Source organism: Mesorhizobium sp. WSM4820 (genome assembly GCF_055811075.1).
The window spans coordinates 351,051-370,521 of record NZ_JBVVQN010000003.1; the positions used below are offsets into that span (position 1 = coordinate 351,051).

The window sequence follows — 19,471 nt, forward strand, 5'->3', positions numbered from 1 at the left end:
AGGGGATTTGGTATGAAGACGATTCTCACCTCGCTGGCGCTGCTCGGCCTTGTGCTGGCAGGCACCGCGGCCGCGACCACCGGGGCGATCGCCCAGGAGGAGGCGCACAGCGAAGCCGCGCCGACGCATTTCCCGATACACCAGCCGAAGGAGATGGACTGGAGCTTCGCCGGGCCTTTCGGCACCTACGACAGGGCGCAGTTGCAGCGCGGGCTGAAAGTCTTCAAGGAAGTTTGCGCCACCTGCCATTCGATGAAATTGGTGGCGTTTCGCACGCTGGAAGACCTTGGCTATTCGGAAGCGCAGGTCAAGGCGCTGGCCGCCGAGTACACGATCAACGACGGTCCCAACGATGCCGGCGACATGTTCGAGCGTCCCGGCATACCGTCCGACCATTTCCCGGCGCCGTTTCCCAACGACCAGGCAGCAGCGGCCGCCAATGGCGGGGCTGCGCCGCCCGATATGTCGCTGCTGGCCAAGGCGCGCGGCGTCACGCGCGGTTTTCCGCAATTCGTCTTCGACATCTTCACGCAATACGCCCAGGGCGGTCCCGACTACATCCACTCGCTGCTGACCGGCTATGACGAGCAGCCGCCGGCGGGCATGGAGATACCGGAAGGCACCCACTACAATCCGTACTTCATAGCCGGCGTCTCGCTGAAGATGCCCAACCCGCTTTCCGACGATCAGGTGACCTATGACGACGGCTCGCCGCAGACGGTCGACCAGTATTCCCGCGACGTGTCGGCCTTCCTGATGTGGGCAGCCGAGCCGCATCTGGAAGCCCGCAAGAAAACCGGCTTTCGCGTGCTGGTCTTCCTGTTGCTGTTCGGTGCGCTGGTCTATCTGACCAAGCGCAAGGTGTGGGCCGGCGTGGCGCACTGAGCTACGGAAAACCACGAGATCAAAAGGGCGTCGAAGGGCGCCCTTTTTGCATGTCTAAGGACTGCCTCCGAAGACCGCCTCCGAAGGTAGCCGGCTCCGGTCCTTTGCCGGACAATTTTCTTCCAGGCGCCACATCGCGGTAGCCGTCGGCGGCCGCGCCGGGTTACGATCGGCCGAAATTCCCTTTCATGTCTTCAAGTCGGACGAACGCCCGGAGAGCCGCCCCATGAAACCTTCGCTCGAAGACACGCTGGTTGCCGCGATCCGCACCATTCCGGACTATCCGAAGCCGGGCATCCTGTTTCGCGACATCACCACGCTGCTAAGCAATGCGCGCGCCTTCCGCCGCGCCATCGACGAGCTGGTGCATCCCTATGCCGGCCAGAAGGTCGACAAGATCGCCGGCATCGAGGCGCGTGGTTTCATCCTTGGCGGCGCCGTCGCCCACCAGCTCTCGGCCGGCTTCGTGCCGATCCGCAAGAAGGGCAAGCTGCCTTACGAAACGGTGCGCGTCGCCTACAGCCTCGAATACGGGCTGGACGAGATGGAGATGCACAGGGATGGCGTGTCTCCGGGTGAGAAGGTGATCCTCGTCGACGATTTGATCGCCACCGGCGGCACGGCAGAGGCAGCGGTCAAGCTGCTGCGGCAGATCGGCGCCGACATCCTCGCCGCCTGCTTCGTCATCGACCTGCCGGATCTCGGTGGTCGCGAGAAGCTCGAGGCGCTCGGCGTGCCGGTCAGGACGCTGATCGGGTTCGAAGGGCATTGAAGTGCTCTTTCCTTCTCCCCTTGTGGGAGAAGGTGGCCTCGCGAAGCGAGGTCGGACGAGGGGTGTTCCAGCTTGGCACCCCGCGCTCCGGCCAGCACCCCTCATCCGTCTTGTCGCTTCGCGACAATCCACCTTCTCCCACAAGGGGAGAAGGGAAAACGGCGCCTCACCCCACCTTCACCAGCACGGCGCTTTCGAACTCGATGACCTTGTCGCCGGTCGAATCGAAAGCTTCCGAGCGCAGCGTCAGCACTCGCCAGCCCGGCCGCGATGCGATGGGGCGGTGGGCAAGCGCGGTGCGGGTGAAGGTCACGGTTTCTCCGGCATAGACGGGTTTTAGCCATTTGAGGTTCTTGAAGCCGGGCGAGGGGCCGAATTCGGGGGCGGGCCCAGCGCCGGCCCAGCGGGCGCCTTCCGCCGCCACGCCGGTCTCGAGGTTCAGCTTCATCCAGGTTGCAGCTGTGTGCCAGCCGGAGGCGCACAGGCCGCCGAACACGCTGTTCTTCGCCGCCTCTTCGTCGAGATGGAATATCTGCGGATCGTATTTCCTGGCGAACGCCTTGATCGCCTCGGGCTCGAATCTATGCGAGCCGAGGGTGACGGTGACGCCGATGCAGAAGAACTCGTCCAATGTCATGAGCGGCCCTGTGCGGCATCACGGGCGAGGAACATGACCGTGTTCTCGAGTTCGAAGACGCCTTCGCCACGCTGGTTGAAAAGCTCGCTGCGCAAAGTGACGAGGCCGAGCTGCGGCTTGGACCTGGACAGACGCTTGGCAAGGACGGTGGTGCTGCCGCTCAAGATGTCGCCGGCCAGCACCGGCCTCTTCCACCGGACCTGGTCGACACCAGGGGCGCCTTGCGAGGTCGAGTCCAGCAGGAAGGCGTCGCACAGCATGCGCATGAACATCGCGCAGGTGTGCCAGCCGGAGGCCGCCAGCCCGCCAAGGATGCTGGCCCTGCCCGCCGCCTCGTCGAGATGCATCGGCTGCGCATCGAACTCTTGCGCGAATTCGATGATCTCGGCCGCACTCACCAGCTTCGTGCCGAGGTCGAGCGAGGCGCCCTCGACGAAATCCTCATAGGCCCAAGTCTTTTCGTTCTTTCCGGTCATGGTCTGGAATCCGGTTCAAGATTGTACGATCGACACGGATCGGGTTTCCCGGATGCAGGCGGGGCGGTCAAGTCATTTCTGGTGCGCCAGGCCATCACGCTCAACGGGAATGGAAGCTCCGAAGCCTCTACAGCCAGCCGCGGCGGCGGAAATACCAGAAGGGCAGGATCGCTGAGAGGATCATCAAGCCAATGGCGAAAGGATAGCCGAAGTTCCAGGTCAGTTCAGGCATGACGTTGAAATTCATGCCGTAGATCGAGGCGACCAGCGTCGGCGGCAGGAAGATGACCGCGGCGACGGAAAAGATCTTGATGATGGCGTTCTGCTCGATCGAGATCATGCCGAGCGTCGCGTCGAGCAGGAAGTTGATCTTCTGCGACAGGAAGGTGGCGTGGTCGGCGAGCGACAGCACATCGCGCGACAAGGTCTTGATGCGCGCGCGGATGTCCTTGCTCATCTTGGTCTGGGTCGAGGCGTGGGTGAGGAAGCCGGCGAGCCGCTGCAGCGAGATCAGGCTGTCGCGGATCGAGGAGGCGATGTCCTCCTTGCGGCCGATGGCTTTCAGCAATTCCTGAAAATCGCGATTGCGCTTCGACGCCTTGGTCGAGCTTGGCTGGAAGATGTCGCGCGAGATCGCCTCGATGTCGCGGCCGGCGCGCTCCAGAATGTCGGCGAGGCGGTCGACGATCGCCTCCAGCAGGCCGATCAGGATGGTGTCGCCGCTGGTGCAGCCGGTCGCCACCTTCTCGGCGCGCTGCGGAAACGTCTTGAAGGCCTTCGGTTCGTGGTAGCGCACGGTGATCAGCCTGTTGCCGGCCAGCACGAAGGTGACCGGCGACATCAGGGGATCGTCGGCCTCGGTCTGGGCCGGCAGAATGGCGGTCATGAAATAGGCGCCGTCCTCGACATAGAGGCGGCTCGAAATCTCGATCTCCTCCATCTCCTCGCGCGTCGGAATGGCAACGCCGAGCCAGGCCTCGATGGCCGCTTCCTCTTCCTTTGTCGGGCTCACAAGATCGGCCCAGACGACCTGGTCGCTGTTTGCCAGGAGATCGTCGGCAAGGCGCAGGCGATCATTGTCCACGACGAATGCCTTGATCATCGCCGGGTCTCCGTTGCTGAGGCCAAAAGGATAGGTTGGAGCGGGCGCGTCGTTTCGGATTGCACGCGCTTTCGACGAAAGCAGGGCCGGTGCAGACGCCCCTTAGACCGGGCGTTGCGGGCAGTCAAGCCGCGCCGGAACGGCTCTTCCTTCTCCCCTTGTGGGAGAAGGTGGCCTCGCGAAGCGAGGTCGGATGACGGGTGTTCCAGCTTGGCACCAGAGAAGGAAGAAGGCGCCGTCGGTCAGCTCAGGTGTTGAACTTGAACAGCATGATGTCGCCGTCCTGGACGACATACTCCTTGCCTTCGTCGCGCGCCTTGCCGGCTTCCTTGGCCGCCACTTCGCCGCCCAGCGTGACGAAGTCGTTGTAGGCGATGGTCTGGGCGCGGATGAAGCCGCGCTCGAAATCGGTGTGGATGACGCCTGCAGCCTGCGGCGCCTTGGCGCCCTTGTGCACGGTCCAGGCGCGCGTCTCCTTCGGCCCGACGGTGAAATAGGTGATGAGTTGCAGCAGCTCGTAGCCGGCGCGGATGACCTTGTTCAGGCCGGGCTCGTCGAGCCCCAGGGTCGCCAAAAATTCCATTTCCTCTTCGTCGCTGAGTTGCGCGACCTCGGCCTCGATCGCCGCCGAAATCACCACGGTGCGGGCACCCTGCGCGGCAGCCATCTGTTCGACCGCTTTGGTGTGTGCGTTGCCGGTGGCAGCATCGGCCTCGGCGACATTGCAGACATAGAGCACGGGGTGCGATGTCAGCAGGTTCAGCCCCTGCAGGATGCGCAGATCCTCCGCGGAGATGTTTTTGAGCAGGATGCGGGCCGGCTTGCCGGCCTGCAGGAGCTCAAGGGCGGCTTCCATCATCGGAAGCACGGTCAGCGCCTCCTTGTCCTTGCCGGAAGCGCGCTTGCGGAACTGCACGATGCGGCGCTCGAGGCTGTCGAGATCGGCGAGCATCAGCTCGGTCTCGACGGTCTCGGCGTCGGCGACGGGATCGATGCGGCCCTCGACATGGGTGATGTCGTCATCCTCGAAGCAGCGCAGCACATGGACGATGGCGTCGACCTCGCGGATATTGGCCAGGAACTGGTTGCCCAGCCCTTCGCCTTTCGAGGCGCCGCGCACCAGGCCGGCGATGTCGACGAACGAGATGCGGGTGGGGATGATCTCCTTCGACTTGCCGATCGCCGCGATTTTTTGCAGGCGCGGGTCGGGCACCGCCACTTCGCCGGTGTTCGGTTCGATGGTGCAGAACGGATAGTTGGCGGCCTGCGCCGCCGCCGTTCTGGTCAGCGCGTTGAAAAGCGTCGACTTGCCGACGTTGGGCAAGCCAACGATGCCGCATTTGAAACCCATTTTTATCCGGTCCTATCGGGAAATCGTAATTTGATGAGGGCTATGGGCGAAACGGGTGACGGACGTCAAGCCCTGCAGCCCCGATCCTGGCCAGGCTCAATCCTTGCCGCCAAACAGCTTCTTCAGCATGGCGGCCATCGGGCCGGTTTCGGGCAGCTTGGCCGCCGGCTGCTGCGGCCGCGCCTGGCGAACGTGGCTTTGTGCTTTCGGCGCCTTGGGTGGTGGGCGGTCGTCGTCGCCCGTCGGCGTGAGCTTGTCGCGCAAGGCCAGCGTCACGCGATTCATGAAGGAATTGTCGTCGCCCTTGGCAAGCAGTCCGGCATCGTCGGCGATGGTGTCGAGCAGCACGTCCAGCCACTCGCGGTCGGCTTTGGCGAAATCGCCAAGCACATGGCCATGCACCATTTCCTTGACGCCAGGGTGGCTGACGCCAATGCGCACACGGCGGAAATCCTTCCCGACATGCTGGTCTATCGAGCGGATACCGTTGTGGCCACCGGAACCGCCGCCGACTTTTACCCGCACCTTGCCGGCGGCAAGGTCGATCTCGTCATAAAAGACGGTCAGCGCCGAAGCGTCGAGCTTGTAGAAGCGCAGGGCCTCGCCGACCGACTGGCCGGACAGGTTCATGAAGGTCTGCGGCTTGATCAGGATGATTTTTTCGCCGGCAAGCGTGCCTTCGGCGATCAGGCCCTGGAACTTTTTCGACCAGGGCGAAAAGGAATGGCGGCGGGCGATTGCGTCCGCCGCCATGAAGCCGACATTGTGCCGATTGTTGGCGTATTTCGCGCCCGGATTGCCGAGGCCTGCAAACAGCAGCATCGTCACCTCCGAGCGGAAAGGATTACTTCTCTTCGTCGGCAGGAGCCGCTTCGGGTTCAGCCGCTTCGACCGTCTCTTCAGCCTCCGGCTTCATCGCCGCGGAGCCGGCAATTGTCGCGACGGTGAAGTCGCGGTCGGAGATCACCGGCTTGACGCCGGCCGGCAGCTTGACCGCCGAGATGTGGATCGAATCGCCGATATCGGTGCCGGTGAGATCGACGGTGATGAATTCCGGGATCGCATTGGCCGGGCAGTGGAACTCGACCTCGTGACGCACGATGTTGAGCACGCCGCCGCGCTTGATGCCGGGCGACTTGTCCTCGTTGATGAAGTGGACCGGCACGTCGACATTGACTTCGGTGTCCTTGCCGATACGCAGGAAGTCGACATGGACCGGAAAATCCTTGACCGGGTCGAGCTGGTAGTCCTTCGGCAGGACCTGGATCTTCTTGCCGTCGACATCGATCGTGGCGATCGTGGTCAGGAACCCGCCGCCATGGATCTTGTAGTAGATGTCCTTGTAGGTCAGCGCAATCGCCAGGGGAGGCTGCTTGTCGCCGTAGATTACTGCAGGCACTTTACCGTTGCGGCGAACTGCACGGGCGGACCCCTTACCGACCTGTTCGCGCGCTTCGGCCTTGAGCTCGTAAGAAGCTTGGCTCATGGCATTTCCTTTCGCGTTGTTCTGGAGCGTTCGCGGCCGGCGAGATGCCTGGGCCGTAAACGTCGAAAGCCGTCATGGCCCTACATGATCTGGTCCAAAATCTATTTGGGATCACGTGAGGCCGGACAGCCTTCCGCCGCGTTGCCTCCAAGGGTGTCTACGCGGGTGGCGGCTCTATAGCGGAAGGTGGGGCGGGGTGCAAGCCAAAGGCGGGTGGCGAACGCGGGTGGGCAGTGTCTCGCTTTTGAGTTTCGTGCTTGCTCCCGCATTTGCAAAATATTGGGGTTGTGTCCTGAAAGCCGACCGCAATCGACCAGTATCAGATCGGGAACAGGTGTGCGGAAAACAACGCAGCGGCATACAGCCCGACGCCGAAGGACAGATGAGTGATGAGGCCGCGCAGACGCGCGGTGCTCGGATTGTGCGTTTTCGAGGCTGCAATTCCGGCTCCAAAGGCTGGCTGCATTATGAAAAACGGGGCAACGACAGTGGACATACCGACAACAAGGGCGGGAAGCAATGTCGGGTCTCGTGCCCAGTCGAGGCCCCATACTGCCATCAGCAATGCAGCAAAGACGATGCCGATCGCGTAATGCGCGACCCAGCCAACAGGCGTTTCGCCGCGAATTCGGGGCGCCTGCGCGATATTCGCATGTGCGAAACGTCCTCGCGGAAAGTGGCCGATCCAGCGGCCGACCCAGCCATAATCAAGCGGCGGAATCGCCAACGTTCGTTTCAGGAACAATCCCCAAAGATCCATCACCGCCGTCGCCCCCGTTCCGATCGCGGCTGCGCGGACAACGAACTCCAACTGCTCGTTCATTTTTTTGCTCCTGCCTTGTCCATGCTTCCTGTCACGGCGCCAGACACTAGCCGTTTCAAATAAAACGTTCAATGTATTGATTGATCGTTTGATTATTGTATCATGCGATATGAAAAACGCAGATGTCCATCATCCGATCTTTGACGAAATAGCCGATCTCGCCCGCACGCTGGGGCATGCATACCGGCTGGTTCTTCTGCGCCACATTGCCGACGGCGAACTGGCCGTGGAGCAGCTGACGCAACTTTCCGGCATCGCCATGGCCAACACCTCGCAGCATCTTCAACAGCTCAAGCGGGCCGGCTTGGTGCAGACCCGGCGAGACGGGAAACGCGTGCTTTATCGTTTGGCCGATGGTCCAATCGAAAACGTGCTTGGGGCCCTGCGCAGCCTTGCGAACCACAGGCGCGGGCAAATCCGCGAGCTTATCGATGACACTATGAGCCGGCCGGACAGGCTGGAGAGCATCTCGCGCGAGGAACTGGCGCGCCGCATGCGGGACGACGAAGTCGTGCTGCTCGACGTCCGGCCGCAAGAGGAATACGCGGCCGGGCATTTGCCGGGTGCGATCAACATTCCCGTGGGTGAGTTGGAAGAGCGACTTGCAGAGCTTCCACGACAGAAGGTCATCGTCGCCTATTGTCGTGGTGTCCAGTGCATTCTTTCTGCTGACGCGCTGGCAATCCTGAGGGCGCGAGGCTGGGCCTCACGCCGGTTCGAAGGCGGCTTTCCCGAGTGGCTGACCCCAAGCCTTGATGTCGACGGCATGAACTACGAAAGCGGCTGACAGAGCCGAAGCCGGCGTCGCCGGGGCAAGCCAACTCAAGGTTCACCCGATAGTGGTTCCAGCTTCGAGCTTCCTCGCCTCCTTCATGTTCGGCAAAAAAACCGTCAGCAGCCCAAGCAGCGGCAAATACGAGCAGACCTGAAAGACGAAGTCGATGCCTTTCATATCGGCGACGACGCCGAGCACGGCGGCGGCGATGCCGCCCATGCCAAAGGCGAAGCCGAAGAAGATGCCGGCGATCATGCCGACGCGGCCGGGCACCAGTTCCTGGGCGAAGACGACGATGTTCGAGAAGGCCGAGGACAGGATCAGGCCGATCAGCACGGTCAGGATCATCGTCCATTCGAAATTGGCGTAGGGCAGGGCCAGCGTAAACGGCAGCACGCCGACGATCGAGAACCAGATCATCGGCTTCTGTCCGTAGCGGTCGCCGAACGGGCCGCCGAGCAGGATGCCCAGCGCCGAGGCGCCGAGGAACAGGAACAGCATGACCTGCGACATCTGCACCGAAACGCCGAATTTATCGATGGCGTAGAAGGTGTAGTAACTGGCGAGGCTGGCAACGTAGGCGTTCTTTGTCAGCACCAGCAAGGTCAGCACCGCCAGCGCGCCGATCACCTTGCGGCGCGGGAAGGGCGAGACGAAGCCTGCCGCCTTGCGGTTGGCGAGCGAGGCGCGCAGCCGGCTGTACCAGCCGCCGACCCGCCACAGCACGATGATGCCGATCAGCGATCCGGCGGCGAACCACGCTATGCTGGTCTGGCCGAACGGCACGACGATGAAGGCGGCGAGCAGCGGCCCGATGGCCTGGCCGAGATTGCCGCCGACCTGGAACAGCGATTGCGCCAGGCCGAACCTGCCGCCCGAGGCGAAGCGGGCGATGCGCGACGATTCCGGGTGGAAGATCGCAGAGCCGATGCCGATCAGCGACGCGCCGATCAGCAGCAGCCAATAATGTCCGGCATAGGCCAGCACGATCAGGCCGATCAGTGAGGACGCCATGCCATAGGGCAGCGAGTAGGGCATCGGCCGCTTGTCGGTGACCATGCCGATCAGCGGCTGCAGCAATGACGCCGTCACCTGGAAGGTGAAGGTCAAAAGACCGATCTGCCAGAAATCGAGATGGTAATTGTCCTTCAGCAGCGGATAGATGGCCGACAGCAGCGACTGCATGATGTCGTTGACACAATGGCAAAAGCTCACCGCAAGGATGACGGTGAAGGCCGTCGCTTGCGCCGAAGTGTGGCTGGCCGTCGCCGGCGTGGCGGCGGAGGTGGCTGTCGTATCGGTCAACGCAGGCTCCATGGTCTTTTTGGCGGACGCTCCCGCAGGCGGGCCTTATGGCCCCGCTGCCTTATAAGTTACTTGCCGGGCGACTTCTTTCGTGGTTTGGTCCAATAGTTTCGCGAGTGGGCCAATAGCCAATGCCGCATGGCAAAGAAATCTTCAAAGCGGGCGACACCGATCTCGGCCAGTTCACCGATCTCGGGCTGTTGCGCCGCTGGCAATGGCTGGAGCAGGCTGTCGGGCCGGCGGTGGCCCTGCCGACCGAATTTCCCGACGGCTACCACGTGCCGCAGCACCGTCACAGCCGCAGTCAATTGCTGCATGCGCTTGTCGGCGTCGTGCTGGTGACGACGCGGCATGGGCGCTGGATGGTGCCGCCCGATCATGCGATGTGGATTCCTGCCGGCACCGAGCATTCCGTCGAGATGCTTGGCGACGTCAGCATGCGATCGGTCTATGTGATGCCGGACGCCATTGCCGGGCTGCCGGATGGCTTGCGCGTCGTCGGCATCACCGATCTGATGCACAGCCTCATCGTGGAATCGGAAAAGCTGCCGCAGGGCGCCGAGTTGGAGGGGCGCGGCGGGCTGATCATGAGCCTGCTGCTGCATGAAATCCCGAACCTGCCGGAACGGCCGCTCGGCCTGCCTTTTCCTTCGGATCCAAGGCTTGCAGCACTGTGCCGGCGCTTCGTCGCAGCACCCTCGCCGCACGCGACGATCGACGAATGGGCCGATATTGTCGGCATGAGCCGGCGTTCCTTCACCCGCGCCTTTCATCGCCAGACCGGACTGTCGTTGTCGACATGGCGCCAGCAGGCCTGCCTGTTCGCGGCCTTGCCGCGGCTGGCGGACGGCGAGCCGATCACAAGGGTAGCACTCGACCTCGGCTATGACAGCGTGCCGGCCTTCATCACCATGTTCAAGCGCATGCTGGGGGCATCGCCGCGCGGCTATATGCGCGGCTCTAGGGACAACATCAGGGTGTCGAACGCTAGCGCATGACCCCGAACCTTTTCGGAGAGGATCATGCGCAAAATCAAGGTGCTACAGCGTCCTTTGCGCGTCTCTGGACGCGCGGCGCTGTATCGCGGGCAGATTTCAGTCGAACAGGCTCGACACCGACTCTTCGGTCGCCGTGCGCGAGATCGCCTCACCCATCAGGTCGGCGATGGAGACGACGCGGATGTTGCTGGCGTCGAGCACCGCCTGGGTCGGCTGGATGGAATCGGTGATGACCAGTTCCTGCAGCTTCGAGGCGCCGATGCGTGCGATGGCGCCGCCGGACAGAACGCCATGGGTGGTGTAGGCGGTGACGCTGGTGGCGCCGGCGGCAAGCAGCGCATCGGCCGCATTGCACAAGGTACCGCCCGAATCGATGATGTCGTCGATCAGCAGGCAATCCTTGCCGCGCACGTCGCCGATGACGTTCATGACTTCCGATTCGCCAGGGCGCTCGCGACGCTTGTCGACAATGGCAAGCTGGGCGTCGATGCGCTTGGCGAGCGCGCGGGCACGGACTACGCCGCCGACATCCGGCGACACGACCATGACATTGGCAAGGCGCTTGTATTTCGCCTTCACATCGCGGGCCATGACCGGCACCGAGAACAGATTGTCGGTCGGGATGTCGAAAAAGCCCTGGATCTGGCCGGCGTGGAGATCCAGCGTCAAGACGCGATCGACCCCGGCCCGCGTGATCATGTTGGCGACCAGCTTGGCCGAGATCGGCGTGCGGCCCGAGGCGCGGCGGTCTTGCCTTGCATAGCCGAAATAGGGAATGACCGCCGTGATGCGCTTGGCCGACGAGCGCATGAAGGCATCGATCATGATGAGCAGTTCCATCAGGTGATCGTTGGTCGGGAACGAGGTGGACTGCAGGATGAAGACATCCTCGCCACGCACATTCTCCTGTATTTCGACGAAGATTTCCTGATCGGCGAAGCGCCTGACGCTGGCTTTGCCCAGCGGAATGTTGAGATAGCGGGCGACCGCTTCGGCCAGCACCCTGTTGGAATTGCCCGCGAAAAGCTTCATGCACCGTTCCTGGTGAAGTATGGAGACTCTGGCAGACTCTCTTGAGCCCCTTAGTCGGGGCTTTTAGCGGCCCGTGCCGGTATTGCAAGCGTCGTGATCGGAATCCGCCGGCTAATCTCAATAAACGTCGACGGCGAGGGAAGCCGGCAACATGTCAGCCCGCCGGTCAGCCCGCTTGGCCGCCAAGCCATGTGGCAAACTGGTCGATCGTCTGGTCGGCGATCGATTGCATGGTCTCCGGCGCGACTGCAGCCCAGCCTTCGCCATCATTGACCGAGGGCGCCTTCTGCTGGCCGTTGATGCGATGCAGCCGGTTGCCTGCCGGGTCATAGACGTCCCAGACATAGATGACGGTGGTATCCTTGCCTTCCGACATCGTCGAGAAATAGCCTTTCAGCACATGCGTCGGGGTCTGTCCGGCGCTTCCTGCCAAGGTGATGCCGCGCTGCTTGGCTCGCGTCTGAAGCGCCGCGGTCAGCGGTGTCGCGGCTTCCACCGAGGCGCCGACGATCGGCGCCACCTGCAGGCGGGTGCGTGCGATGACGGCGGCGCTCTTTGCCGGCAGCTCGGTTGCGGGCTGTGCCGTCGCGGAAGGCTGTGTTGTTGCGGAAGGCTGGGCGGTGGCTGCAGGTGCGGTCGGCGTTGCAGCCGTGCCGCTTCCGGCCGTTGGCACGGTCTGTGTCGACTGCGGGGCGATGGCCGAGGGTTCGAGAACGTCCTTCGCGTTGGTGCAGGCGGCCAGCGTCAGCGCCGCGAGCAATGACACGGTCGTCGCATGCGATCGCCTCATTTGCCTCAAAACTCCCTGGCGATGAACGCCTCTTTGCATTCTTACCATTATGGATTCATTGCACAATCAAGTCGAGATCATGGCGGGACAGCGGCTTCGGCTGCGATTCAGTCGTCAGATAGGTGCGGCCAAGCGTCATTGCCGTCTCGGTTTCGGAGTCCATGATGATCATATGGGCGAACAGCGTCATGTTCGGCGCGATCGGTTCGGGATTGCCCTGATAGAACATCGGCATGTCCATCCATGATGGGGTGAAGCGGGCGCCGAGCGAATAGCCGCAGGCGTTGAGCCGGTGCTTGGTCAAATTGTGGGTTTCGAGCGTGCGGGCATGCGCGTCGAACACGTCGCCGAAGGTATTTCCGGGCGTCATCGCCTTTTCGACCGCCAGAAGTGCGGCGCGCGCCGCATCGAACAGTTCCTGGTGACGTTTCGACACCTTGCCGGTCAGCACCGTGCGCATCATCGCCGCATGGTAATGGTGGAAGACGCCGGCCCATTCGAGCGTCAGCTGGTCATTCTTGCTCAGCTTGCGGCGGCCAGCCTTGTAACGGCAAAGCAGTGCGTCCACGCCGGAGCCGATGATGAACTCGTTGGCCGGATAGTCGCCGCCGCCGGCAAATATCGCGCCCTGCATGGCGGCAAGGATCAAGGCTTCGTCGCCACCCTGCTTGATCAGCGGCAGGGCCGCGTCCAGAGCGTCGTCGGCGAGATTTGCGGCCTTTTCCACCTTGGCGATTTCGGCAGGGCTCTTGAACAGACGCAGCCGGCTGACGATGCCGGACGCGTCGGCGATCTGGCCAAAGGTCTGCAATTGCTCGTCCAGGCGCCGGCCATTGTAGGCGGTCAGCCCGTGGGTGTCGTATTCGACGCCGATGCGGGCGCCGAGCAGGTCGAGGTCGTTGAGCAGATTGCGCAGGTCGATCGCCGGATTGGCGCCGTCGCGGTCGGTCCACAGCACGATGTTGTCGATGATCGAGGTGTGGCGCGCCTGGCGCAGATCGGCCGAGCGCGTGAGCAGGATCATCGAGCCGTCTGCCTTCACCACCAGGCACTGGAAGAAGCAGAAGCCGAACGTATCGTAGCCGGTCAGCCAGTACATGCTCTCCTGCGCAAACAAAAGGACGGCATCGAGCTTCTTCTCGGCGATCTCGATCATCAGCCGATCGCGCCGCGCGTCAAATTCCGACCGTTCGAAATGCAGCGCCATTATTCTGTCTCCAAAACGATTGCCGAAATCTGCCGCCCGTAATCCGGCTCCTTGCGATGGGTGCTGCGCCGGTAGGAATAGAACAGATCCTCCTCGGCGTAGGTGCAGCGGCCGAGCCCATCGGCGGTGACGCCGGCCCGGGTCAGCCGATCGACCGTATAGCGGTTGAGGTCGAACATTGCATGTTCCGGCTTCGCCGAAGGCGCGAAATAGCTGATATTGTCGGCATCTGCCTCGACAAAACGAGCGATGAATTCCGGGCCGACTTCATAGTTTTCCGGGCCGATGGACGGGCCGAGAACCGCAACGATGCGCTCGCGCCGGGCGCCGAGGCTTTCCATCGCCGCAATGGTGTTTTCCAGCACGCCTGACAAGGCGCCCTTCCAGCCGGCATGGGCTGCGCCGACGATTCGCGCCTCGGTATCGGCGAACAGCACCGGTCCGCAATCGGCCGTCGAGGCGCCCACCGCAATGCCCGGCCGGTCGGTGACGACGGCGTCGGCCTTCGGCCGCTCGCCGGAAAAAGGCTCCCTGGCGATGACGACGTCGGGCGAATGGATCTGGTGGGCGGTCAACAGATGTCTTGACGGCACGCCCATCCAGTCGGCGACGCGGCGGCGGTTCTCGGCGACCTGCGTCTGGTCGTCGCTCGAGCCGGTGCCGATGTTGAGGCCCTGATAGATGCCGCTGGAGACGCCGCCGACGCGGGTGAAATAGCCGTGGCGAATGCCTTGCGCATGCGCTTTCTCCAGCAAGGGCGACCGAACGGGATCCGGTTTGGTCTGATTCAGCATGGCTGCGTTGTTGTCCGTGAGAGCGGTTTCGTCAAGCGACAGTCGAAAAGATGGCGACAGTCCAACGGCGACAGTCGGAAGGTGGGAGAGTGGGAGAGGCGGCAGTGAAAAGTCAATCCGCCGTTGCAAAGGGTGGAACGGCGATGCCGGCAGGCAGGACAGCAAGCACCTTGAACAGGTCGCCCATGGCTTGCGGGCCGGCGAGGCGTTCGACCTCGCCGGCAATCTTTTCGCGCGCCGCCTCATTGGCATTGGCGCCGAGCTGGCCGGCGCGTTCGAGAAGCCCCATTTCCACCAGGAATTCGCCTTGCGTGGAGAGATGGGCATCGAGGCCATGCGCCCGCACAACCGCGGCAAGGGCGGCGAAATCGACATGGGCGGTGAGATCGGCTTCGCCCGGATTGGCCAGCACATCTTCGTGATCGTGCTTGCGCAAGGCCTGCAAGGTGTCGCCGATCCCTGGCTGGAGGTAGCCATAGTCGAGGAACAGGCCGGCGCCGCCGAGCCCGGCCAAGCGCTCGGCGATGGTCGCCATCAGCGCGGCTCGGGCCGGCGCGACCTCGATGATCGCGCCCTGTGGCGCGTTTTCAGCATCGTCCGGCAACAGCGTTGGATCGACCGAGCCGGCGCCGGCGAAGACGTGCAATTCGTCGGCGCCGTCGAGGCCGATCATCCGTTCGCGCCAGCCTGTTCCGGCGCGGACGAACTGGCGGATCGGCACCGCGTCGAACAATTCGTTGCCGACGATGAAAAGCGGGGTCTGCGGCAAGGTGTCGATGCTTTCGTGCCAGCCGATCGCGGCCGGCGTGGCGGCAAGCGTTTGCCTTTGGACATCGGCCAGTCGCGGACTGGTCTCGATCATGGCGAACGACGCACCGGCGGTCAGCGCCGGATCGAGCCGCGCAAGCGTGCGCAGCATGTCCTTCATCAGCGTGCCGCGGCCGGGGCCGATCTCGGCGATGGTGGCCGGCATCGGCCGGCCGGTCGCCAGCCAGGCTTCGTAGAGCCAGACGGCGATCAGCTCGCCGAACATCTGGCTGATCTCCGGTGCGGTGACGAAGTCGCCGGCAGCCCCGAACGGCTCGCGCGTCGTATAGTAGCCGTCCAGCGGATCGAACAGGCAAAGCGCCATGTAGTGGTTGACGGGGATCGGCCCCGCCGCACCGATCAGCTCGACGATTCGGGTTTTCAGCCGCGTCATACCGGCTGTGGCTGTGTTACCGCCCTAGGGCGACGTGCGTCCATTTGGAAAGTACGCCCTGGCACTTTGATTCTACGCATCGTGCTTCCCCAAAATCGATTCCGATTTTTGGCCCGATGCGGCAGCGGTCGCCATCGCCCAGATGCCGGCCAGCAGCATCGGCAGCGACAGCACCATGCCCATCGTCAGCCAGTTGGTGCCGAGGAGGTAGCCGAGCTGCTGGTCGGGCTCGCGGAAGAATTCGACAAAGATGCGCGAGAGACCGTAACCGGCGATGAAGGCGCCGCCGACGAAGCGCGGCGTCTTCAGCTTGAGCCTGGAATGGGTGATGAAGCGCAGGACCAGGAACAGCACCAGGCCTTCGAGCAGCGCCTCGTAGAGCTGGCTCGGATGGCGCGCAAATGGCCCGCCATTGGGGAATTCGACCGCCCATGGCACCTCGGTCGGGCTGCCCCAGAGTTCGGAGTTGATGAAATTCGCCATGCGGACGAGGCCAAGGCCGACCGGCACGCCGGCCGCCACCACGTCGAACAGCGACCATGTGCGGATGCCGCGCGACCAGGAAAACAGCGTCATGGCGAGAATGACGCCGAGCAGCCCGCCATGGAACGACATGCCGCCCTGCCAGACGGCAAGGATATCGAACGGTTGAGCGATGTAGCGCGGCAGGTCGTAGAACAGCACGTAGCCGACACGCCCGCCAAGCACCACGCCGATAGCCGCCCAGACGATGAAGTCGTCGAGATCCTCGGGCTTCATGGGCACAGTGCCGTCGGGCCAGAGCCTAGCATTGGTGACGAGCCGCTTGGCATACCACCAGGCGAAGAGAATGCCGACGATGTAGCCGACGCCATACCAATGCACTGCCAGCGGCCCGATCTGGACGATGACCGGGTCGATATTGGGGAAGGGCAGGGCGGCCAGCGGCAGCATAAGATACTCGCTCAACAGGATCTCCCGGTTGCGATCACGTTCGGGCGCGGACCATGCGGCAGGGTTTTGGCCCGGTCAAGGCGACGCTGGCGCGGCAAATACGGCTTCGGGAAGCAGGCTGATCGTGCCGGTACTGCCGCCTCACAGCTTGGTCCCGGCCAATGCCCTGTATTTGGCCTCCAGGCGGTCAAGCACGTCTTCCGCAGGCTTCACCCGCCCTGCGTCGGCATCGCCAATGCCCTTGGCGAGCGCGGCGTCGCGTGCGGCAAGACGCTGGTCCAAATTCACACTGAAAGCCATTGCAGTCCCGGTCGGAATGCTCTTCCTTGGATTGGTACCAGCTATGGCTTGCGAGACTAGGTCAAATTGCATCGACTTGATGACGCAGCAGCCTCAACGTTCTTGCATTCCGCGTCGCGCGCCACTACGTCAAATCGAGCAAGCGAGGATTTGCCATGTCGACCGGACCGAACCGCATTCTCGATGAATTCGCCAAGCTGATGACCGACGCTGCCGGTGCCGCGCAAGGCGTGCGCCGCGAAGTGGAAACCGCCTTCAAGGGGCAGGCCGAGCGTGTTCTCAACTCGATGGACCTGGTGCAGCGCGAAGAATTCGAGGCCGCCCGCGACATGGCGGTAAAAGCCAGGGAAGAAAACACCCGTCTCGCTGCGCGCATCGAGACGCTTGAGGCAAAGCTCGCCGATCTGACCGGGCAGGCCGCGCCTGCGGCTGCGGCGAAGCCCAGACCAAAAAAATAACGTTAAACTTTTCCACAAAGCACAATCGCAAAAAGCGCTTTGTCGTGAATCGCTTACCGGCATTGCGTGAATCTTTGTGACAGCGGCTTTCCACATGCGAATGACGCAGTGCGAAAAATTGGGCTGGTCACGCGACTCCCGATCAATAGACTGAATTTGTTGCATGATTCGGAGCAGGATCATGCGCCGGGCGGTGGGGTCCGGTCTGGGGTCTTTGTGCGTTGACGAAGTCCCGGCCGTCCGAGTTCTAGACAAAATTGTTCGTTGTGGGTGCCCCGCCGGCCGAGGCGAAGGAACGACAGGAAGCATTCATGGAACTTCTCGAACTCGAATTCTCGCGCGAAATCCATCCGGTGGATGTTATCGAGCAGGTGGCGCACAACAACGACTGGTCCTTCGAACGGGCCGGCGACGACGAGATTTCGATTTCGGTTGCCGGAAGCTGGACCGACTACCACGTCTCATTTTCCTGGATGGAGGATTTCGAGGCGCTGCATCTGGCCTGCGCTTTCGACATCAAGGTGCCGGAGGCGCGCGCGCTCGAAGTGATGCGGCTGCTTTCGCTGATCAACGAGCAGATGCTGTTCGGCCATTTCGACCTCTGGGAGCAGGAGGGCGCGATCATGTTCCGCCAGTCGCTGCTGCTCGCCGGCGGGGTCGAGCCGTCGAGCCAGCAGGTCGAGGTGCTGCTGTCGTCGGCGCTGGAAGCCTGCGAATGCTACTTCCAGGCGTTCCAGTTCGTCGTCTGGTCGGGAACCTCGGCCAAGGATGCGCTGGCCGGCGTCCTGTTCGAGACCTACGGAAACGCCTGAGCCAGGTCCTGATTCTCCATGAGTTCGAGCAGCCAGCGCAAGCCAGAGATCAGCTTCGCCGATTTCGACCGTGTCGACATTCGCGCCGGCACGATCGTCGAGGCCGAGCCGTTTCCCGAGGCGCGCAAGCCGTCGATCAAGCTGAAGATCGATTTCGGCGCTGACATCGGAGTGAAGAAATCGTCGGCGCAGATCACCAAATACTATGCGCCCGAGACGCTGATCGGCCGGCAGGTGTTCGCGGTGGTCAATTTTCCGCCGCGGCAGATCGGCCCCTTCATGTCGGAAGTGCTGACGCTTGGCTTTCCCGACGAGGAGGGTGCGGTCGTCCTCGGTGCGATCGAACGCAGAGTGCCTGACGGCGGCCGACTGTTCTAGCTTCGTCACCGAAGCCGACGCGCAGACTTTCCGTGGCCGTTCCTGGGTTTAATCTCAAACGCATCGAGCGCGCCATTCTGATGCGAGCTCCACCGATCTCCCACGAAAAATGGTTGCGCTCTGGGTGCGAGCAATTGTTTGAACTCGACCATCGGCACGAGGATGAAGCGCGTGGTTTCCCCAAAGTCGTGATCACCAGAACCTCGGCGACAACATCGATTGAGCTTTCGTTGCGGGCGGCCATATGATCGTTTTTCAGTCGAAGAGCCCTTGAGAGATTAGATGGTTTGGACCACCCCAAACGGATTAGTCGACAGTCCAACGGCCCAGGCTTATTGTTTTGACGCGGCATCTGTCGGGCTGTGCCGCCAATTCTCGGGAGGATACGATGGTTCGATTGCTGACTGCGATTTTCGCTGTGCTTTCCCTTTGCCTCTTTTCGTGGTCGTCCGCCAACGCTGACCCCGTCGACGATCAAGTGAAAGCCGCTTACGTGGCCTGGGACGCTGCTTTCAACAAAGCAGACGCAAAGGCGGTTGCGGCCTTCTACACCGACGACGCGATCTTCTTGCCCGCCACCCATGACGTCATCAAGGCACCGGACGGGGTCGAGAAATTCTTTGGCGGCCTCTTCGGCATGGGAGTGACAGGCCACAAGCTCGAACTGATCGAAGCAGGAGGTGACGGCAACCTGCTGTTTGGCACGGCGAAATGGTCGGCCAAGGGCAAAGACGCCAATGGTGCGGATCAGCCGTGGGCCGGGGTGGCAACCCACGTCTTCGAAAAGCAGGCAGATGGCAGCCTGAAACTCCGGCTGCACACCTTCAACTGATCAACGGCGTTCTTGCTTCCGACGGGAGGGGTGCGCTACCGGGTCGCTGCCTCAGCTAGCGCAGTCACGATCCAGACGGACGCCAAGAGCTGCACACTGGCGCAAGTAATTGAAATCGATCAGC

At 62.6% G+C, this 19,471-nt stretch carries 23 protein-coding genes; 8 read left to right on the forward strand and 15 right to left on the reverse strand.

Annotated features, from left to right (window positions below; all coding sequences use genetic code 11):
* Positions 1–12: 12 nt before the first annotated feature.
* Positions 13–885: a cytochrome c1 gene (locus tag AC0L2R_RS07610; RefSeq protein WP_473508313.1), complete on the forward strand. Its 873-nt coding sequence runs from the start codon at positions 13–15 to the stop codon at positions 883–885.
* 226 nt (positions 886–1,111) lie between these two features.
* Positions 1,112–1,657, forward strand: coding sequence for an adenine phosphoribosyltransferase (locus AC0L2R_RS07615; protein ID WP_287246380.1), 546 nt, complete (start codon positions 1,112–1,114; stop codon positions 1,655–1,657).
* A 166-nt stretch (positions 1,658–1,823) separates the two neighbouring features.
* Here the strand turns inward: AC0L2R_RS07615 and AC0L2R_RS07620 are convergent, their stop codons facing one another.
* The 7 genes from AC0L2R_RS07620 to AC0L2R_RS07650 form a co-directional block, all read right to left on the reverse strand.
* Positions 1,824–2,294 (reverse strand): MaoC family dehydratase, encoded by a 471-nt coding sequence (locus AC0L2R_RS07620; protein WP_473508314.1) that lies wholly within the window; start codon positions 2,292–2,294, stop codon positions 1,824–1,826.
* Entirely contained in the window at positions 2,291–2,770 is a 480-nt protein-coding gene (locus tag AC0L2R_RS07625; protein WP_287316643.1) for a MaoC family dehydratase, read from the reverse strand. The genes AC0L2R_RS07620 and AC0L2R_RS07625 overlap by 4 nt, the downstream gene beginning before the upstream one ends.
* Before the next feature lie 127 nt (positions 2,771–2,897).
* Positions 2,898–3,872, reverse strand: coding sequence for a magnesium/cobalt transporter CorA (gene corA, locus AC0L2R_RS07630; protein WP_287280406.1), 975 nt, complete (start codon positions 3,870–3,872; stop codon positions 2,898–2,900).
* 247 nt (positions 3,873–4,119) lie between these two features.
* A complete protein-coding gene (ychF, locus tag AC0L2R_RS07635) occupies positions 4,120–5,223 on the reverse strand; it encodes a redox-regulated ATPase YchF (protein ID WP_091598417.1) in 1,104 nt (367 codons plus the stop codon).
* Positions 5,224–5,319: 96 nt separating this feature from the next.
* Positions 5,320–6,045 (reverse strand): aminoacyl-tRNA hydrolase, encoded by a 726-nt coding sequence (pth, locus tag AC0L2R_RS07640; RefSeq protein WP_473508315.1) that lies wholly within the window; start codon positions 6,043–6,045, stop codon positions 5,320–5,322.
* 22 nt (positions 6,046–6,067) lie between these two features.
* Positions 6,068–6,709, reverse strand: a complete 642-nt coding sequence (locus AC0L2R_RS07645) for a 50S ribosomal protein L25/general stress protein Ctc (RefSeq protein WP_023799895.1) — start codon at positions 6,707–6,709, stop codon at positions 6,068–6,070.
* Between the two features lie 319 nt (positions 6,710–7,028).
* On the reverse strand, positions 7,029–7,532 hold the full coding sequence (locus tag AC0L2R_RS07650; protein WP_473508316.1) for a DUF2938 domain-containing protein: 504 nt from the start codon (positions 7,530–7,532) through the stop codon (positions 7,029–7,031).
* Positions 7,533–7,536: 4 nt separating this feature from the next.
* On the opposite strand from AC0L2R_RS07650, the gene AC0L2R_RS07655 reads away from it, so the two are divergent.
* On the forward strand, positions 7,537–8,319 hold the full coding sequence (locus tag AC0L2R_RS07655) for an ArsR/SmtB family transcription factor (RefSeq protein ID WP_473508317.1): 783 nt from the start codon (positions 7,537–7,539) through the stop codon (positions 8,317–8,319).
* A gap of 42 nt (positions 8,320–8,361) precedes the next feature.
* Here the strand turns inward: AC0L2R_RS07655 and AC0L2R_RS07660 are convergent, their stop codons facing one another.
* On the reverse strand, positions 8,362–9,612 hold the full coding sequence (locus tag AC0L2R_RS07660; protein WP_473508318.1) for an MFS transporter: 1,251 nt from the start codon (positions 9,610–9,612) through the stop codon (positions 8,362–8,364).
* 131 nt (positions 9,613–9,743) lie between these two features.
* Here AC0L2R_RS07660 and AC0L2R_RS07665 point away from each other — a divergent pair, with 131 nt between their 5' ends.
* Positions 9,744–10,610 (forward strand): AraC family transcriptional regulator, encoded by an 867-nt coding sequence (locus AC0L2R_RS07665; protein ID WP_287230749.1) that lies wholly within the window; start codon positions 9,744–9,746, stop codon positions 10,608–10,610.
* A gap of 96 nt (positions 10,611–10,706) precedes the next feature.
* Here the strand turns inward: AC0L2R_RS07665 and AC0L2R_RS07670 are convergent, their stop codons facing one another.
* The 7 genes from AC0L2R_RS07670 to AC0L2R_RS07700 form a co-directional block, all read right to left on the reverse strand.
* Positions 10,707–11,642, reverse strand: coding sequence for a ribose-phosphate pyrophosphokinase (locus AC0L2R_RS07670; RefSeq protein WP_023799890.1), 936 nt, complete (start codon positions 11,640–11,642; stop codon positions 10,707–10,709).
* Between the two features lie 166 nt (positions 11,643–11,808).
* Positions 11,809–12,432, reverse strand: a complete 624-nt coding sequence (locus tag AC0L2R_RS07675; RefSeq protein WP_473508319.1) for a hypothetical protein — start codon at positions 12,430–12,432, stop codon at positions 11,809–11,811.
* Positions 12,433–12,487: 55 nt separating this feature from the next.
* Entirely contained in the window at positions 12,488–13,639 is a 1,152-nt protein-coding gene (locus AC0L2R_RS07680; protein WP_065011962.1) for a M24 family metallopeptidase, read from the reverse strand.
* Positions 13,639–14,433 (reverse strand): peptidoglycan editing factor PgeF, encoded by a 795-nt coding sequence (gene pgeF, locus AC0L2R_RS07685; protein WP_473508320.1) that lies wholly within the window; start codon positions 14,431–14,433, stop codon positions 13,639–13,641. Before pgeF ends, AC0L2R_RS07680 begins: the two co-directional genes overlap by 1 nt.
* A 112-nt stretch (positions 14,434–14,545) precedes the next feature.
* Positions 14,546–15,634 carry a class I SAM-dependent methyltransferase gene (locus tag AC0L2R_RS07690; RefSeq protein WP_473508321.1) on the reverse strand — a complete coding sequence of 363 codons (1,089 nt, stop codon included), beginning with the start codon at positions 15,632–15,634 and terminating at the stop codon, positions 14,546–14,548.
* A gap of 72 nt (positions 15,635–15,706) precedes the next feature.
* Positions 15,707–16,582 carry a prolipoprotein diacylglyceryl transferase gene (gene lgt, locus AC0L2R_RS07695; RefSeq protein ID WP_473508322.1) on the reverse strand — a complete coding sequence of 292 codons (876 nt, stop codon included), beginning with the start codon at positions 16,580–16,582 and terminating at the stop codon, positions 15,707–15,709.
* 126 nt (positions 16,583–16,708) lie between these two features.
* Entirely contained in the window at positions 16,709–16,867 is a 159-nt protein-coding gene (locus AC0L2R_RS07700; RefSeq protein ID WP_473508323.1) for a hypothetical protein, read from the reverse strand.
* 155 nt (positions 16,868–17,022) lie between these two features.
* Here AC0L2R_RS07700 and AC0L2R_RS07705 point away from each other — a divergent pair, with 155 nt between their 5' ends.
* The 4 genes from AC0L2R_RS07705 (at position 17,023) to AC0L2R_RS07720 (ending at position 19,347) form a co-directional block, all read left to right on the forward strand.
* Entirely contained in the window at positions 17,023–17,325 is a 303-nt protein-coding gene (locus AC0L2R_RS07705; protein ID WP_027151060.1) for an accessory factor UbiK family protein, read from the forward strand.
* Positions 17,326–17,636: 311 nt separating this feature from the next.
* Positions 17,637–18,137, forward strand: a complete 501-nt coding sequence (locus AC0L2R_RS07710) for a type III secretion system chaperone family protein (protein WP_006202532.1) — start codon at positions 17,637–17,639, stop codon at positions 18,135–18,137.
* Positions 18,138–18,155: 18 nt separating this feature from the next.
* A complete protein-coding gene (locus AC0L2R_RS07715) occupies positions 18,156–18,515 on the forward strand; it encodes a tRNA-binding protein (protein ID WP_027151061.1) in 360 nt (119 codons plus the stop codon).
* 388 nt (positions 18,516–18,903) lie between these two features.
* Complete coding sequence (locus tag AC0L2R_RS07720) at positions 18,904–19,347, forward strand: YybH family protein (protein ID WP_091598383.1); 444 nt, start codon at positions 18,904–18,906, stop codon at positions 19,345–19,347.
* Positions 19,348–19,471: the final 124 nt, after the last annotated feature.

Excerpts from the sequence above, each read along its gene's own strand:
- AC0L2R_RS07620 (WP_473508314.1), bottom strand. The coding sequence starts at position 2,294 with ATGACATTGGACGAGTTCTTCTGCATCGGCGTCACCGTCACCCTCGGC.
- ychF (WP_091598417.1), bottom strand. The coding sequence starts at position 5,223 with ATGGGTTTCAAATGCGGCATCGTTGGCTTGCCCAACGTCGGCAAGTCG.
- AC0L2R_RS07680 (WP_065011962.1), bottom strand. The coding sequence starts at position 13,639 with ATGGCGCTGCATTTCGAACGGTCGGAATTTGACGCGCGGCGCGATCGG.
- AC0L2R_RS07700 (WP_473508323.1), bottom strand. The coding sequence starts at position 16,867 with ATGGCTTTCAGTGTGAATTTGGACCAGCGTCTTGCCGCACGCGACGCC.
- AC0L2R_RS07670 (WP_023799890.1), bottom strand. The coding sequence starts at position 11,642 with ATGAAGCTTTTCGCGGGCAATTCCAACAGGGTGCTGGCCGAAGCGGTC.
- AC0L2R_RS07645 (WP_023799895.1), bottom strand. The coding sequence starts at position 6,709 with ATGAGCCAAGCTTCTTACGAGCTCAAGGCCGAAGCGCGCGAACAGGTC.
- AC0L2R_RS07710 (WP_006202532.1), top strand. The coding sequence starts at position 17,637 with ATGGAACTTCTCGAACTCGAATTCTCGCGCGAAATCCATCCGGTGGAT.
- AC0L2R_RS07720 (WP_091598383.1), top strand. The coding sequence starts at position 18,904 with ATGGTTCGATTGCTGACTGCGATTTTCGCTGTGCTTTCCCTTTGCCTC.
- pth (WP_473508315.1), bottom strand. The coding sequence starts at position 6,045 with ATGCTGCTGTTTGCAGGCCTCGGCAATCCGGGCGCGAAATACGCCAAC.
- AC0L2R_RS07610 (WP_473508313.1), top strand. The coding sequence starts at position 13 with ATGAAGACGATTCTCACCTCGCTGGCGCTGCTCGGCCTTGTGCTGGCA.
- corA (WP_287280406.1), bottom strand. The coding sequence starts at position 3,872 with ATGATCAAGGCATTCGTCGTGGACAATGATCGCCTGCGCCTTGCCGAC.
- AC0L2R_RS07650 (WP_473508316.1), bottom strand. The coding sequence starts at position 7,532 with ATGAACGAGCAGTTGGAGTTCGTTGTCCGCGCAGCCGCGATCGGAACG.
- AC0L2R_RS07665 (WP_287230749.1), top strand. The coding sequence starts at position 9,744 with ATGCCGCATGGCAAAGAAATCTTCAAAGCGGGCGACACCGATCTCGGC.
- AC0L2R_RS07705 (WP_027151060.1), top strand. The coding sequence starts at position 17,023 with ATGTCGACCGGACCGAACCGCATTCTCGATGAATTCGCCAAGCTGATG.
- AC0L2R_RS07675 (WP_473508319.1), bottom strand. The coding sequence starts at position 12,432 with ATGAGGCGATCGCATGCGACGACCGTGTCATTGCTCGCGGCGCTGACG.
- AC0L2R_RS07615 (WP_287246380.1), top strand. The coding sequence starts at position 1,112 with ATGAAACCTTCGCTCGAAGACACGCTGGTTGCCGCGATCCGCACCATT.
- AC0L2R_RS07715 (WP_027151061.1), top strand. The coding sequence starts at position 18,156 with ATGAGTTCGAGCAGCCAGCGCAAGCCAGAGATCAGCTTCGCCGATTTC.
- pgeF (WP_473508320.1), bottom strand. The coding sequence starts at position 14,433 with ATGCTGAATCAGACCAAACCGGATCCCGTTCGGTCGCCCTTGCTGGAG.
- AC0L2R_RS07690 (WP_473508321.1), bottom strand. The coding sequence starts at position 15,634 with ATGACGCGGCTGAAAACCCGAATCGTCGAGCTGATCGGTGCGGCGGGG.
- AC0L2R_RS07625 (WP_287316643.1), bottom strand. The coding sequence starts at position 2,770 with ATGACCGGAAAGAACGAAAAGACTTGGGCCTATGAGGATTTCGTCGAG.